10 protein-coding genes are annotated in these 15,904 nt (G+C 72.4%); 1 reads left to right on the forward strand and 9 read right to left on the reverse strand.

The genetic code is table 11. From position 1 onward, the window contains the following. Positions 1-40: 40 nt before the first annotated feature. From ACQP2Y_RS05195 to cysC, 8 genes are all read right to left on the reverse strand, one after another. Positions 41-1,039: a glycosyl hydrolase gene (locus ACQP2Y_RS05195; RefSeq protein WP_433725039.1), complete on the reverse strand. Its 999-nt coding sequence runs from the start codon at positions 1,037-1,039 to the stop codon at positions 41-43. Between the two features lie 8 nt (positions 1,040-1,047). Continuing rightward, positions 1,048-1,776, reverse strand: a complete 729-nt coding sequence (locus ACQP2Y_RS05200; RefSeq protein WP_433725041.1) for a methyltransferase domain-containing protein — start codon at positions 1,774-1,776, stop codon at positions 1,048-1,050. After that, positions 1,773-3,392 (reverse strand): lipopolysaccharide biosynthesis protein, encoded by a 1,620-nt coding sequence (locus ACQP2Y_RS05205; protein WP_433725043.1) that lies wholly within the window; start codon positions 3,390-3,392, stop codon positions 1,773-1,775. Before ACQP2Y_RS05205 ends, ACQP2Y_RS05200 begins: the two co-directional genes overlap by 4 nt. Next, complete coding sequence (locus ACQP2Y_RS05210; RefSeq protein ID WP_433725045.1) at positions 3,389-4,267, reverse strand: sulfotransferase family protein; 879 nt, start codon at positions 4,265-4,267, stop codon at positions 3,389-3,391. Before ACQP2Y_RS05210 ends, ACQP2Y_RS05205 begins: the two co-directional genes overlap by 4 nt. A 34-nt stretch (positions 4,268-4,301) precedes the next feature. Next, complete coding sequence (locus ACQP2Y_RS05215; RefSeq protein ID WP_433725047.1) at positions 4,302-5,531, reverse strand: hypothetical protein; 1,230 nt, start codon at positions 5,529-5,531, stop codon at positions 4,302-4,304. Further along, a complete protein-coding gene (locus tag ACQP2Y_RS05220) occupies positions 5,518-6,933 on the reverse strand; it encodes an O-antigen ligase family protein (protein ID WP_433725049.1) in 1,416 nt (471 codons plus the stop codon). The genes ACQP2Y_RS05215 and ACQP2Y_RS05220 overlap by 14 nt, the downstream gene beginning before the upstream one ends. Then, on the reverse strand, positions 6,930-8,762 hold the full coding sequence (locus ACQP2Y_RS05225; RefSeq protein WP_433725051.1) for a Wzz/FepE/Etk N-terminal domain-containing protein: 1,833 nt from the start codon (positions 8,760-8,762) through the stop codon (positions 6,930-6,932). Before ACQP2Y_RS05225 ends, ACQP2Y_RS05220 begins: the two co-directional genes overlap by 4 nt. A gap of 112 nt (positions 8,763-8,874) precedes the next feature. Beyond that, complete coding sequence (gene cysC / locus ACQP2Y_RS05230; RefSeq protein ID WP_433725053.1) at positions 8,875-10,398, reverse strand: adenylyl-sulfate kinase; 1,524 nt, start codon at positions 10,396-10,398, stop codon at positions 8,875-8,877. 156 nt (positions 10,399-10,554) lie between these two features. Here cysC and ACQP2Y_RS05235 point away from each other — a divergent pair, with 156 nt between their 5' ends. Beyond that, entirely contained in the window at positions 10,555-11,874 is a 1,320-nt protein-coding gene (locus ACQP2Y_RS05235) for a glycosyl hydrolase (RefSeq protein WP_433725055.1), read from the forward strand. A 16-nt stretch (positions 11,875-11,890) separates the two neighbouring features. Here the strand turns inward: ACQP2Y_RS05235 and ACQP2Y_RS05240 are convergent, their stop codons facing one another. Continuing rightward, complete coding sequence (locus ACQP2Y_RS05240; protein ID WP_433725057.1) at positions 11,891-15,901, reverse strand: hypothetical protein; 4,011 nt, start codon at positions 15,899-15,901, stop codon at positions 11,891-11,893. Positions 15,902-15,904: the final 3 nt, after the last annotated feature.

Consider the following 15,904-nt stretch of genomic DNA (forward strand, 5'->3'; position numbering starts at 1 on the left):
CGGCCGCCGGGCGGGTGGGCGCCCGGCGGCCGCGGGCGGCCTATCGGGGATTGAAGTAAGGGTCCCGGGTCAGCCGGGCGAACTGCTGGAACGCGGGTTTGTCCCCGGCCAGCTGGAACTGCTGCTTCGGCCCGTTGCCCTCGGGGTCGGACTCGAAGTAGACGACGGCCTTGATCTGCTTGTTGGCCTTGAAGGTGCGCTCGGCGTCGGCCAGCCAGGCCGCCCGGCCGGCCGAGCCCCACGCCTTGGCCACCCCGAACTCACCGATGATGATCGGCTTGGGCCGTTGCGCCGCCCACTGCAGGAACGGGCCCATGAGCTGACCGATCGGCTGGAACAGGTTCCCGGCGTAGACGTCCACGCAGGTCCAGTCCACCTGGTCGTCGCCCGGGTAGAAGGCCGGCGCGTCGCCGCGGATGAAGCCCTCCGCGGTCGGGCACCAGACCCACGACACGTTCTTGACCCGCTGCTCGGCGAAGATCTGCCGGATGTGCTTGTACGCGGCGATGTAGTCCTCCCCGGACCACATCGTGGCGCGCAGGTTCGGCCGGTCCATCTCCCACCGGATCCGCAGCAGCACCGGCTCCTTGACCTTGCGGATGGCCTTGGCCTGCCGGCGGATCAGCCGGTCGTGCTCGCCGGCCAGGATCGAGCGGTTGTCCCCGGTGGCCCAGCTGACCATCAGCGTGGCGTCGGTGTCCAGGAACTCCTCGTCGGACGCGGTGCCGACCATCTGGTCGAAGCGCCGGTACGTGTTGACGATGTCGAGCGGGCGCCCGAGGTCCTTCTCGAGTCCGTCGACGGCCTCGACCCGGCCGGCATGGGTCAGGGCGTCCGGCTTGATCCAGGCGCCCAGGTACGCACCGGTCTCCGGCGCCTCGAACGGGCCGGCCTCGAACGGGCCCGGGTTCACGGCCACGGCCACCGGCGCACTGGTCAGGTCGGGGGACGGCGTGGGCTCGGGCTCGGCCCGCCGGTGCGAGGTGCAGCCGGCGAGCACGAGGACGAGCAGGCCCAGCAGGGCGAGAACACGGCGCATGACAGTGGCTACTTCTTCCGCCGGGCGGTGTAGAGGACGTTGACCGCGAAGCTGTCGGTGCCGGGCAGTTTGCGGGCCGCCGCGTCGGCGGCGCGGGCCAGCAGCTTGTGGTCCAGCGACTCGGTCAGCATCGAGAAGCCCCGCCGTTCGATCACCTCGAAGCCGTGCCGGTCGAGCAGTTCGCCGACCTCCTCGTGGGACAGCTCGGCGAACCAGCGCTCCCCCGAGTGCCGCCGGGCCCGCAGGTGCCGCAGCGATCCGGCGTTGCCGTGGTTCTCCACCACGAGCAGCCCGGAGGCCGCGTCCGGCAACGCCTTGGCGGCGAACGCGATGGCCCGGTCCCGCACGTCGGCGTGCACGTTGAGCAGCAGCCGGAACATCGTCACGATCGCCGGGTGTCCGGCCCGCACCGGCTCCGGCACCGGGCCGTCCATCGGCACCTGGTGCCAGTGCGCCTGCGAGCCCACCTCGGCGGCCTTGGCCATCATCTCGGCGGACGTGTCGTAGCCGTGCGCCTCGCGGACTAGGCCGTGCAGCGTACGGATGGCGCGCCCGGTGCCACAGGCGAAGTCGTGCTGCACCGGTGCGGTGTCGAACTCCCGGGCGACGAGCTTGCGCAGGTACGCCTGCTGCCGCTCGTTGATCCGCGACGCGTAGCTGTCCGGCGCGTACGTGACGTGCTCGTACTTGTCGACGGCTTCGGCGTCCTGGAACACCTTGGTGTATTCGGTGGTCAACCGGTCCTCCTCTGAGTGAGCTTGCGGGGCTTGAAGGCGTTGAGGCCGAGACGTCCGCGCAGCAGCCACGCGCCGGCGGCGAAGGCGGGCACGGCCAGCGCGACAGCCAGCGACAGGCCGGCCGGGCCGGCGCCCGCCACGACGGTCACGAGCCGGGGCAGGACGCCGAAACAGGCGACGGAGAGCCCGGCGGCGGCCAGCGTCCCGGGGCCGAACGGGTGCAGCCGGGCGGCCCGGCCCACCTGGATCAGCGGCAGCACGTTGTTGGCGACCATCGCGCAGGCCAGCCCGATCGCGGCGCCGAGGGCGCCGTACCGGGGGATCAGCAGCACGTCCAGGCCGACGGTGACGCCCAGCGCGACCAGGACGTTGATCAGGTTCCAGGAGGTGCGCCCGGCCATCGCCAGCACCATGTCGACCATGCCGCAGCCGGTGGCGACGAGCATCGCGCAGCCCAGCACGACCACCACGTTCGCGCCGCTGCGGTAGCCGGCGCCGAACAGTCCGAGGTAGACCGGCGCGAACAGGATGACCAGGAAGGTGATCGGCCAGGTGACGAGCACCAGCCAGCCGGTGGCCGTCTGGTAGAGGTGGTTGGCGGTGTCCCGGTCGCCGACCGCGAGGGCCTCGGCCAGCCGCGGCTGCACCGACTGGGAGATGCCCTGGTTGGCGAACTGGATGAGCACCACGAACCGGCCGGCGACCGCGTAGATCGCGGCCGGGGCCAGCCCGCCGAGGGCCGCCACCAGCAGCACGTCGATGCGCTGCAGGGCCAGCTGCGCGACGCTGGCCAGGGCCCGCGGCCCGGTGAACCGCCAGAAGTCGCGACGCAGCTGCCGGCGGTCGCGGCGGCGGGTGCGCGGGCCGTCGGGCCGGGCGGCCAGGTACGTGCGCCGCAGAGCGACCGCCGCCAGGATCACCACCGGCAGATACGGCACCGCCCAGGCGAACGCGAACGCGGGCAACGTCGCCGTGCCCCACAGCGTCGCCACCCCGACCGCGCCGACGCACAGCAACTGCAGCGTGCTGCGCATGACGCGGTCCAGGGTGACGGTCGGCCGCATGGCCTTGTAGCCGCGGGTGGCGGTGAGCAGCGCGTCGGTGAGCGCCTGCAACGGCAGGAAGACGGCCAGCACCCGCAGGGCCGTGGTGTGCCCGGCCAGGACGTGCGGCGAGTCCTCGGCGGTGAGGTGGGCGATCGCCGGGGCACCGAACCACATCGCGACGGCCAGCACCAGCGCGAGCACGACGACCGGGGTCAGCGCGATCCGCAGGCAGGCGCCGAGCAGGTGGTCGCGGCCGGTGGCGCGCAGCCGGGCCGGCCAGTAGACCAGGCCCGTCTGCGTACCCAGCTTGGCCAGCCCGCCGGCCAGCACGAAGGCCGCCGTGGCGGCGAAGAACGCGCCGGCCTGCTCGGCGCCGAGGCTGCGGGCGACGATCCAGGTGACCACGACGCCGGTGCCGCCGGCCAGCGCCGAGCCGACCATGTTGGCCAGCCCGCCGCGGGCGACGCCCCGGGTGCCGCTGCGGTCCGGCGCCGCGACGTCGGTGACGGTCATGCTGTACCGGCTGGGCATGCCCTTCTGGCCCTCGCTGCGCTCGGTGCAGTCGGTCATGCCTGGCGCCAGATGGGCACCCGGCCCAGCCACGTGATCAGGGCGTCGTCGTGCGGCGCGAAGTGCTCGGTCAGGTCCTGGCGCAGCACCGGGTCCATGTCGGACTGCCGGGGCCGGGCGTTGTGCCGTTCGAACGGCGGGTGCCCGAGGTCGGTCGGCAGACCCAGGAACCGGCACACCTCGTCGTACGTCTGCTCGGGCTCGGCGAAGAACCGCTCGCTCTCCACCACGTGGATGCGTTCCCGGCCGACGTGCTGGGCCATCACGCTCAGGTAGCGGGCGTACTCGCCGCGGGCCCGGTAGGCGTGGTGCTGGTGGCCGAAGGAGTAGTAGGTCGGGTCGGTCGCCAGTTTGTGCTCCTGGCGGTGCAGCCGGGCGGCTTCGAGGGCCAGCGCGTTGCCGAAGTCGCGTTCCTGCTCGAAGCCCCGGGCCACCTCGTGGTGGTGCTGCGAGTAGGCCCGCTCGACCGGGTCCCGGACCAGCACCACGAGCTTCGCCCCGGGCAGGTCCGCGGCGATCCGGGCGGCCGCCTGCGGGTGGTACATGTAGTACGGGCTCGACTCGAAGGTCTGCGCGTCCACGCCGTAGCGGGTGCGGATCTTCTCCGCGCTGCGCTGCATCGGGAAGTGGCCCTTGTACCAGCCCATGCCCCGGTCGTAGGACACGTCGAAGTAGTGCACGCCCTTGTGCAGCACCGCTTTGAGCACCGCCGGGTGCGCGGCGAGCGCGCGGTAGAGCGAGGTCGTGCCGCAGCGCTGACCACCGCAGATCAGGAACGACGGGGTCATCCGGGCCGGGGCGGTGAGCCGGCCGTACGAGCGCGTGCCCAGGTGCACGACCCGCTTGACGGGTGTCGGAACTTTGGAGACGTCCATGGTTACTGCGGCCTTCCGATGGTGTGGTGGCGGGTCACAGCTCTTCGACCCGGCGGATCAGGACCGGCAGCAGCCAGGTGCCGAGCACGCCCAGCCGGGCGCCCGCCTCGGCCTGGCGGTCGGCCAGGTACCGCGCGGCCAGGTCGATCAGGTAGAGCAGGGCGGTCAGCTCCCGGACTTCGTCGGCCACCCCGAACGGCGCGAGCAGCTCCCCGGCCCGGCGCACGGTCGCCTCGACCGCGGCGGCGGCGTCGCCGGTGGATTGGATCCGCTTCTGCAACTCGTGGTGCACGGCGTCGAAGCCGACCGGCACTCCGGTGGCGAAGCGTTCCCAGTCCCAGACCAGCAGCGCGTCGGCAAGGTTGGCCATGTTCCATGGGGCCCAGTCGCCGTGCCAGGCGCCGTACCGCAGGGTGTGCTGCCCCGCGTGGGTGGCGAGCAGCTCCGCGGCCGAGGTCAGCGCGACCCCCTCGGGCCGGTCGCCGAGCGCCGCCAGCCGCCCGCGCAACTCGGCCCAGTACGCGCTGCCGACCAGCGTGCCGCTGTGATAGCCGCAGCACCCGGCGATGTCGAGCATGGCGGCGATCAGCCGGCGCTGGGTCAGCGGCGCCCGGGGCAGCCAGACCGGCAGCGCCGACTGGATCAGCACCTGCAGGCCGCGCCACTGCCCGGCGTGCAGCACGGTCGGCACGGCCAGCTTGGTCAGCCCGACGGTGCCGAGCGCGGTCAGCGCCGAGGTCTCGGCCTTGACCAGCCGCTGGGTCAGCGGGCCGGTGCCGAGCTTGCCGAAGCCGAAGGTCTCGCCCTCGGGACTGATGAGCTGCAGCACCGGCTTGCGGTTGGCCCGAGCCGGTCCGATGTGGATGCTGACCGACAGCTCACGGCCCAGCTCCTGGCGCAGGTGCCCGTCGATGCTCTCCCCGGCCGGGCCGGTGACCTTGATCCGGTCGCGCAGCAGCACCCCGGAGGCGCCGGTGCGCAGAGCCGCCACCACCGCGTCCCGCTTGAGGCGGGCGCTGCGGGACTGCGGTTCGGCGTAACGGCGTACCGCCGCGGCGGCGACCCGGCGGGAGGTGTTCGGCACCAGCAGCCGGGGCCGGCGCGCGTCCGGCACTACCAGGTATTCGGTGATCGGCTCGCCGGGGCCACCGGTGGTGTCGCACGGTGCCGGGTAGAGCAGCTCCAGCACCTCGGCGAGGTACTGCGTGCGCAGTGCCGAGTCGCCCGCCGTCAGGGCGGCGGGTGCGGTCTTAACGGGACTCATGGGCTGGCCCTCCGGATCTGTTCGCCTCTTGTTCGTTGCGCCAGAGCAGCGCGTACGCCAGGAACATGAAGACCAGGGGGGTGGCCAGCGAGTTGTACCAGAGCATCGCCGAGAAGGAGCTGACGATGGCGGCGCTGCCGGCGATCCCGACCGGGGTCCGGTCGCGCCGGAAACGCCACAGCCCGTAGCCGAAGAAGGCCAGGTAGGCGATGGTGCCGGCGGCGCCGTGGGCGTACATCAGCTGCCAGAACTGGCCGTTGCCGCCGACGGTGAAGTTGCCGCAGCGCTCACACTCGGAACTCTCGCCGACGGTGATCGAGTTGCGGCCGCCGATCGTGTTGCGGGTCGAGCCGAAGCCGATCACCGGGGACTCGGCGAAACCGTCGACTGCGCGCTCGATCAGGAACGAGCGCACCCCGTTGGACTTGCCGTTGTCGATGCGGGCGTTGACCGTGTCGCCGAGCGGGGTGGCGACCAGGGCGAGGACCAGGCCGGCCGCGGCGAACAGGACCGCCGCGATGACCCACAGCCGGCCCATGAGCACGTACCGGACGGCGACGTAGAGCACGACCACGCCGATGCCGATCCACAGGCCGCGGTTGAGCGAGACGACCGCCGGGACGATCGAGACGCCCAGGCAGAGCGCCGCCAGCAGCTTGACGCCACCGCGCCGCGCGGCCCCGGCCGCCACCACCAGCCAGACCATCAGCAGGCAGAAGTTGTTGCCCCAGGTGTTGGTGTAACCCCACGGCGCGGCCGGGCGGGGCTTCTCACCGCCGACCAGGTCCATGATCTGCGCGGCGTACGGGTGCACCATCGACTGCACGAAACCCTTGCTGCGCAGGCCCTGGGGCAGCAGCAGCTCGACCGGCGAGGTGAACTCGAACCGCCCGGCGACCATGCCGAGCAGCCCGCCGAGCACGGTGACGACGAAGAGCCAGCCGAGCAGCTTGACCAGGCGCCGGCGGGAGAGCTCGAGCTCGGTGAGGTTGCCCGCGTACACCAGCAGGACGGTCAGGGACGCGTACAGGGACAGCCGGTAGACGACCGCGATCAGGCGGCCGCTCGCCGGCTCGGCCACCGTCCCGCTCGGGTCGGCGCCCAGCGCCGCGATGCTCACCACGACCGCGGCCAGGAACAGCAGCCACCAGGCGAAGCCGGGCGGCAGCAGCACGGGCCGGCCGGCGGCCCGCCGGCGCAGCAGCAGCACCAGCATCGGCACCGCCATCAGCGGGAAGATCAGCACGCCCAGGCCGAGCGCCCACCACAGGGGATAGAACGCCAGCATGCTCGCCAGCGGCCAGGCCGGCAGGGCGGTCGTCCGCTTCGCCGGGGCGCTGTGCGCGGGCCCGGCGGCCCGGGTGCTGGTGGTGCCAGGGCCGCCCGGGACGACCAGCGTCACTTCTCGTCCGGCTGCTCGCCGGTCTTCTCGGCCGTCTTGGTCTGGGTGCCCGCCGAGCCCAGGTCGATGATCGCGGTGACCTCGTCCAGCTCGCTCGGGCGCGGGCGGACCGGGCCGCCCATCGAGGATCCGCCCGGCGTGGGACCGGCCGGCACCCGCCGCATCTGCTGGGTGCGCTCGGTGTCCAGCACCGCGGTCTCGTCCGGGCGCGGCTCCGACCGTTCCTCGCTGTGCTGCTGCTCCGGCCGCTGCGTGGGCCGCGGTTCGGGCCGGCGCTCGGCCGGCAGGGTGACCACCGGCAGGTTCTGCTCGTCGGCCCGCATCGCGTTCAGCCGGGGCAGCACTACGGCACCCAGCAGCGGCGTGCCGACCCGGCTGAGCTGCTCGGCCGCGTCCAGCAGGGCCGGGCGCTTGGCCCGGCGCAGCTCGACCGCGAGGATGGCCGCGTCGGCCAGGCTGGCCAGGCTCTGCGCGTCGGCGCTGCTGCTGGTCGACGGCGCCTCGATGACCACGTAACCGGTCTGCCGGCGCAGCGCCTCCAACGTGTCGCGCAGCCGCTGGGACTGCATCAGCCCGGCCGCGGTCGCTGCGCCGCCGGTCGTGATGACCCGCAGCGACGGGATGCGCGGGGTCCGCTGCATCGCCTTGTGCAGGCCGATCCGGCCGGCCAGCAGGTCGGACAGGCCCGGCATCGGCGCGACGCCGAGCATCCGGGCCAGCGGGGCCGCGTCCACGACGCTGTCCGGCAGGTGCGCGCCGATCAGCACGACATCACTTCCGGTACGCGCCAGCGCGGCAGCCAGGTTCGCCGCCACCAGCGTGGTCGCCGAGCCCCGGCTGGCCCCGGTCACCACGATGATCTGGTCCCCGCTGTTCAGGCTGGCCAGGATCTCGTTGCGCAGCCGGTTGAAGACCCGCCCGCCCGGCCCGTACGGCTGCAGCACGTCGTCGAAGTGCGGGGTGGTCCGCTCGTCCAGCGCCGCCAGCACCGGGATCCGCCCCCGGTCGCGTACGTCGGCCGCGCTGCGCAGGCGCCGGTCGAAGCGTTCCCGGATGAAGGCCAGTGCCAGCCCGGCCAGCAGCCCCACCATCCCGCCGGTGGCGATGTTGAGCATCGCGTTCGGGCTGATCGGGGTCTCCGGTACGCGGGCGTCGCTGATGATGCTGCCGGCGCTGACGGTGGCGGTGGTCAGCTCGTTGAGCCGGCCGGTGATGCTGTTGAGCTGGTTCTGCGAGTTGTTGCGCAGGCTCTCCAGGTTGCCGCGCTCGAAGCTGCCGTCCGACGCCTTGGCCAGCCGGTTGTTGATGCTGGTCAGGTTCGTGGTGAGCTGTTTGGCCTTGAGGTTCAGCGTCTTGATCTTCTGGTCCAGCTCGGCCCGGGCGGTCTCCTCGCGGTTGCGCAGGTACGCCTCCGCGAACGCGTGCGACCCGGCCTGCGCGCCCTGCGGGTTGTCCGCCTGGAAGCGGATCACCAGCACGGTGGTGTTGGCCGGCACCTCGACGGAGACGTCGTGGGCCAGCTCGATCGGCGAGATCGGCGAGCGCAGCAGGGCTGCGGCCTTGACCGCGACCGCGCCCGAGCCGACCAGCTGGGCCTCGGTGTCCAGGTTGATCGGGCCCTTGGTCCGGCCGCCGGAGGCGTTGGTGTCCCCGGACACGGCCTGCACCAGCACCGAGGTCGATGATTCGTAGACCTTGGGCACGACCTGGGTGACCAGGGCGCCGAGCCCGAGCCCGGCCCCCGCGGCGGCGAGCACGACCCACCAGTGCCGGCGGAAGACGCCCAGGTAATGCGAGAGGTCGGCGGACACCGGGCGCGGATCTTCCATCGGTTCGGCGGCCCTTTCGGGGTGTGGAGTGAGTTGACGGCAATCGGGCGTTTCGCCCCCGTAGGGGGTAAACGGCCCGTGCGCCGATGCGTAACTACTCCGCCGCCACCGGTTACTTCATGTTCGGTTCCACCCAGCCGCTCTCCACCAGGTACGCCAGCACCACATCGATCGCCTCGACCACGGTCATGTCCGTGGTGTCCAGGGTCAGCTCGGCGTCCGCCGGCACCTCGTACGGGTCGTCGATGCCGGTCATCCCGCGCAGCTGGCCGGCCCGGGCGCGGGCGTACAGGCCCTTGCGGTCGCGGCGCTCGCAGACCTCCAGCGGGGTCGCCACGTGCACCAGCACGAACCCGGCCCCGGCCTCGGTGGCCATCGCGCGTACGGCGGCCCGGGCGTCGGCGTACGGGGCGATCGGGCAGGCGATGGACATGCCGCGGTGTCGGGCCACCTCGGCCGCCACCCAGCCGATCCGCCGTACGTTGCGGTCCCGGTCGGCCCGGCTGAACCCGAGCCCGGCCGAGAGCTCGCGGCGCACCACGTCGCCGTCGAGGAAGGTGATCGTGCGCTCGCCGCTCTCCCGCAGCGAGTCGGCCAGGCCGCGGGCGATCGTGGACTTGCCGGAGCCGGAGAAGCCGGTGAAGAAGACGACCAGGCCGCGGTGGCGGCGCGGTGGCCGGACCCGGGACAGCTCCTTGGCCACGGCCGGCGGGGTGTGCCACTCGGGCAGCGGGAAGCCGCGGTCGAGCAGGTCCTCCACCTCGGCCGGGGTCATCGCCAGCCGGCGGTTGCGGGGCGGGATGTCGTCGCGCCAGCGCCACTGACCGTCGCGGTTGTCGTAGGCGAGCTCGCGGGGGACCAGCACCCGCAGGCCGCCGCCGGAGAGCATGTCGCCGGTGGACAGGACGTGGGTGACGCCGTACGCCGTCGCCACCCGGGCCCGCAGCAGCGCGTCGCGCATCTCGTCGTTGCGCGGCATCAGCGGCACCGCGACGATCGTGGCCGGCGGCATCCGGTCGCGGGCCGCGAAGATCGCGCGGACCAGCGCCTCCGGCGGCAGCCCGTCCGGGCCGGGGCCGGTGACCGGGATGATGATCAGCAGGTGTGCCGCCAGGGTGCGGGCGGCGTGCGCGATCTGGGCCAGCTGCGGGCGGTGCAGCGGCCGGTCGGCGATGACCCCGAGGACCCGGCCCGGCGGGAGCAGGGCCTTCACTTCCTCGGGGGTACGCCGCAGCCGTTGGAACGGTCCGTGCCCGCCGTCGCCCATCCGGCGCACCGTGCCGCCGATGGCGTACATCTGCTCGGTGGTCGGCCAGGCGTCGCTGACCTCCACCGCGGCGACGGGCGCGCCCTCGGGGTCGGTGAGCACCACCGTGCGGCGCAGCGGATCGTCCAGGTTCAGGGCCGCGCCCATCTCGGCGGGGATCTCGCAGGTGACCCCGACCGGCCACGGGGTCCCGTCGGCGAGCCGGCCGCGGCGGCGCAGGGCCGTCAGGTCGGCCCGCCCGAGGAAGCCGGTCAGCGGCGCGTACGCCCCGGAGAGCAGCAACTCCAGGTCGGCGAGTTCGTGTGCGCGCGGCGTGTACGACGGCGCGTCACGCAGCACGTCCTCGGGCAGCACAGAACCGTCGTTCACCTAAGACTCCCCTTGCAGCGGCTTGAGGGACAGTTTCGCAGCCGCACTCCTTGCGGTCGAGCGGGGTCGGCACTCTGTCTGATCTAGACCGTCGCCACGCGGCGAACCGGCGGTGGTAGTCGACAAAACGGACTTTAGGTCGGATAGTGGGCGATCGTGAGACGTCGACCGCGCCGGACCAGGCTCCTGCACCTCATCGCCATGACGGCGATCTTTGCCCTCTCCGTGGTGGCCACCCTGTCGTGGGCCTGGACCGGCGGCGTCGATCAGCTCGGACTGCCCGGCACCGAACCCGTGGTCACCCGGCCCGGCGGGCCCCTGCCCCCGCTGCCCGGCGCCCGGCCGCCGGCGGAACCCGGCGTGCCGGCGATCCCCGGCGCCCCGACGGCCGGACCCAGCGCCTCGGGAGTGCCCGTACCGTCCGGCTCGGCCGCCCCGAGTGCCTCGGCCGGCCGGCCGGGCCCGGGACAGACCGCGCTGGCCGCACCCCAGCCGGCGATGCGTGACCGCAACGGGCAGCGCTGTCGCACCGGGCGCAAACTCGTCCCGTCCTGCGGCGTGCTCTGGGGCGTGGCCCCCGGCGCCTTCACCGACGACCGCGGCCGGCGCGCGCTGGCCGACTTCGAACGCAAGACCGACCGGCACCAGGCCGTCTACCACGCCTACCACAAGGGCAACCGGCAGCTCTTCCCGACGGAGGCGGAGCGGAAGATCGCGCGCGAACCCGGCCGCGAACGCATCCTCTTCCTGAACTGGAAGCCGGCCGGAGCCTCCTGGGCCGCCATCGCCAAGGGCGACAAGGCCACCGACGCGTTCCTCGACCGGCTGGCCCGGCACATCAACAAGGACTACCCGGAGCAGTTCTTCTTCACGGTGCACCACGAGGCCGAGGACAACGTCAAGGAGAAGAAGGGCTCCGGCTACACCGCCGAGGACTACTCGGACATGTACCGGTACGTGGTCAAGCGGCTGCGCGGGCACGGGGTCGACAACCTCGTCACCGTGCTGGTGCACATGGCGTACGTGCCGCACACCAGCAAGAAGTGGTTCGACGACATGTACCCCGGCAACGACGTGGTCGACTGGATCGGCTTCGACACGTACGCCTACAGCGACCCCGGCTACGGCCACGGTGACTTCGCCGAACTGCTGAACCGGCAGAGCTCGGCCCGCCCGAACTGGCCCGGCTTCTACAACTGGGCCGCGAGCAAGCACCCGGACAAGCCGCTGATGGTGGCCGAGTGGGGCGTCTGGTCCTCGAAGAAGAACCCCGGGCACAAGGCGGAGTTCTACCGCGAGGTGGGCCGGCAGATCCGCAACTTCCCGAAGATCCGGGCGCTGGTGCACTTCGACACCCCGCACAACCAGGACGGTCGCGACTCGTCGGTGGACGCGACCCCGGAGGCCCTGATGGCCTACCGCAAGCTGGGCAAGATGCCGATCTTCCAGGTCGACGTCGCGCCCAGCCTGCCGTAAGCCGAATTGCCGCGGCTCAGCGGCGGACGGTGACGGCCTTGCTGGTGGCCTTGCCGTCGGTGTAGCCGGTCTTGCGGGCGATCACCGTGACGGTGACCTTCTTGTTGCGCATCGAGGAGGTCAGCTTCAGCGACGACTTGGTGGCGCCGCGGATGAGCTTGCCGCCCAGCCGCCACTCGTAGCGGTACGAGTCGGCCTTCGGCGACCAGGTGCCGGCGGACACCTTGACCGTGCGGCCGACCTTGGCCGTACCGGTGATGGCCGGCTTCTTGGTGGCCGCCGGGGCCTTGCCCTTGGCGACCGCGACCGACGCCGCGGAGGTCGCCGACCCGGCCTGGTGGCCCGACCGGATCGCGGTGACGGTCACCGTGAGCCGCTTGCCGAGCACCGCGGCGCCGACCGGGTACGACGACCCGCTCGCACCCCGGATCGCCGACCCGTTGGCCCGCCACTGGTAGGTGTACGACGTCGCCGCGGGCGTCCAGCTGCCGGCCGAGACCTTGACCGTCGAGCCGACCGCGACGGTGCCGGTGATCGCCGGTGCCTTGGTGGCCTGCAACGCCGTCAGCGTGACGGTGAAGGCGTTGGCCAGCACGACCGGCTCGGCGTCGGCGCCGAACGAGTCGATGCTCAGCGCGACCGGGCCGGTGGGAGCCGTGGTCAGATCGACCTCGGCGGTCAGCGTCCGGCGATCCGCCGACACCGACTTGACGGTCGCGGTCAACGCCGGGCTGCCCGACGGTGTGACCAGGACCGTGTCCCGCAGGTGCAGGGACGTGCCGGTGACGGTGATGGTGCGCTTGGCGCCGTTGGCCACCGACGCCGGCGCGGCCGCCGTCGCGGTGAACTTTTCCCCGCCGCAGAGCGGGCTGTGGCAGGTCGCATCGAGCCGGTACGGGTGCTCACTCGCGCGATTGCCGTTGGTCAGCAGGTACACGGTCGGCTCGAGCGGCTGCCGCCCGTGCCAGCAGTGGAACCCGCCCTCGCCGATCGCGCAGCTCTGCATGCCGCTGCTGCCGGTGACCACGTACATGCCGGCGTCCCAGAAGAAGCCGTCGTCCGGGTCGTCGGGGTTGTTGACGTCGATGGTCAGGTCGTCGTAGTAGCTGGCCGGGGCGACCACGCACAGCGCGGGCTTCGTGCTGCTCAGCGTGCCGGTGTACGGGCCGAAGCCGTACGCGGCCGACGGCACCTTGGCACACTCGGCGGGCGGCTGACCGTTGGCCCACACCTTCCACACATTGAGCTGGTACGCCGTGCTGCCGGTGCCCAGGCTCCACACCAGCACCTGGTACTTGCTCTCACCGGTGACCGCGCAGGCGCTGACGTAACCGGCGCAGCTGGTGGTCTCGCCGTCCGGGTCCAGCACGATCGTGCGCGACACGTTATCGGCGTCGCGACTGTCGATGAGCACCCGGTCGGCCGCGTTCGCCGACACCTGGTAGCAGCGCAGATCCCCGCGGGAGGACAGGGTGCCGGTCAGCGAGGGCGAACCGATCACTGTGGACGTGATCTGGGTGCAACCCGTCGCGGCTGCGGTGACGTCCCTGCGCGAGAACGAGAACGTGCCCGTCGCCGTGCTGCCCTCGACCAGGACCGTGGCGGCGCCCGCCTCCAGCTGGCAGACAGTGAAGTTGGCGTCGGAGGCCTGCGTGTAGCAACGCCGCGAGCCGGTCGGACCGAAGACGGACAGCCGGGCCTTGCCGGTCCCCGCGGTACGCCGGAACGACAGCACCTCGCTCGCCGAGTGCTGACCGGCCGGCAACGTGAAGCAGCCGACGTACTTGTCGCCGCCCAGCGTCAGCGACGGCGTGGCGCCGCTCGCCAGCGTCGGACAGGCCGGCCCGCCGCTGGTACGGGCGAAGGTCAGCGCGTACGGCCCGGTGACGGAGTCGGTGTCCTCGTCGAGGTGCAGCACCACGTGGAACGGCGCGGTGCCCTCCAGCACGCAGGAGTAGTCCCGGAGCTGGTAGATGTCGCACTCGTAGTTGCCGGTGGCGTCGTACACCGTCATCTCCGGGCGGCCCGTGCCGGTGGCGTCCTGCGGCTTGAGCAGGGCCAGGCCGGCGCCCGTGGGGGCGGGCAGGAGCAGGCAGTCGTACTGACCGGCGGCCTTGAACTCACCCTTGGCCGGGGTGGCGGTGGGCTGGTCGGACGCCTGCACGCAGCCATTCGCGGCACTGGCCGCCGGCAGCAGCACCGTGGCATAGGTGCTGCCCTCGGTCACCAGCGTGTACGACGCCGGCGCCGGGAAGGTGCAGCTGCCGACCTCGCACACGCGCTTGCCGGCCTGGTCGAAGATCGTGCCGTAGCCGTGGTAGTTCTCGTCGTCGACGACCTCGACGCGGTACTCGCCCGCGGCCGGCACGGTCAGCGTGCGGCACTCGGCCGCGGTGGGCGTACCGGCCGGGGCGGCGCCGTACCGGCCGACCGGGACGGTCGCGCATCCCTGCGGGTTGTTGAGCCGGCGTGCCTCGATCTCGGCCCACCGGTCGTCGGGGTCCTCACGCCAGGACGGCTCCGAGATGATCCGGTACGGCCCGTTCCCGGGCAAAACACAGCCCTTCTCGTCGTCCTCGCGGACCGCGTCGCAGATCCGCTCGCCGGTGGCGTCGGTGATCCAGCCGCCCGAGCGCAGATCGATCCGGTCGCCCGGCTGCGCGTCGAGCGGGTTGCACTCGACCTGCAGGGGCGAGGTCACCCGCACCCGTACGGCCGGGGTGTCCCAGGCGGTGCCGACGGACGGGCCGCAACCCGTCGTCGAGGCGAGCGGGAAGACGGCGACGGTGACGGTGTGCGGGTCGACCCAGGAGTCGCTGCTCTCGCCGAACAGCGTGTACGTGCCCGCGGCGGGCAGCGGGCACAGCTCGCGCTGCTCACCCCACTTGCTGCAGAGCACAGCACCGGTGCGGTCGGCCACCCGCCAGTTCAGGTACTGGGAGTTGTCGAAGGTGAGCAGGTGCAGGCCGGCGGCCGCGGTGAAGGTCTGGCAGGTGACGTTCTCGCCGCCGATCGTCGCCGAACCGGAGCGGTCGCCCGGGTCACCGAACGTCGCCACCGGCACGTCGTCGCAGCCGGCCGGGTCGGACAACCGGGTCACGGCGACCCGGTAAGCCGTCGCGGCGCCGTACTGCTCGGTCACGAAGAAGCTGTACGGCCCGGCGCCGGTCAGCGTGCACTCGCGGGCGTCCTGCAGGTAGCAGATGCTCTCGCCGGCCGCGTTCTCCAGCTGGCCGCGCACGTCGGAACCGCCGACGCCGCCCACCGAGATCCGGACGAGCGTGTCCTCGGCCTGGTCGATGCGGTAGCACCGCCCGGCCGAGCCGGCCGCCAGCGTGCCCTGCGTGGTGGTGACCGGGAAGGCCAGGGATTCGTTCTTCAGCGTGGCGCACGCCGACGGGTGTGACCGCGAGTCGACGCCGAGCGCGTAGGCGTTGCTGCCAGATCCGGAGTAGAGGCTCACCGTGATCGTGTAAGTGCCCGCGGCCCCGAGGACACAGTCACTCGGGTACGTCCCCAGGTAGCAGCTGGTCTCGCCGTCGGCGCTGGTGAGTGTGCCGCTCAGGCTCTCGCCACCCTCGACCTGCGCGCGCAGCACAAGGATCAGCCGCTCGCCGTCCGCCGTGGTGGTCAGCGTGTAGACGTGCTTCTGCTTGTCCTTGATCTCCTCGCAGTCCACTGCCGTGCCGAGGGTGATCACACCACCGCAGGGCTCGGCGGCGGCCACGTCAGCCCTGCTCGGCTTCGGCTTGGGCTGCGCCGTCGGCTGCGGCGCTTTGCTCGGGCTGGACGGCAGGGACGGATCAGGGGTCGCCGCGGGGGTGGTCTCATCGGCCGACGGGCTCGGCGTGACCGGCGGGGACGGCTCGGCGGGAGCCGACGCCGAGGCGGACGGTACGGGCTCCTCGGTCGCGGCGGAGGCGGTCTGCGGGGCGGTGAGCAGCGCGGCGGCGACAGCGATGCCTGCGAGCGCCTGAGTGAGCCGATGTCTGCCGTGCCGTGCGCGCTTCGTCAGGCGTGGTGCCATGCG

Source organism: Actinoplanes sp. CA-051413, assembly GCF_050955795.1.
In the GTDB taxonomy this organism is placed as follows: Bacteria; Actinomycetota; Actinomycetes; order Mycobacteriales; family Micromonosporaceae; genus Actinoplanes.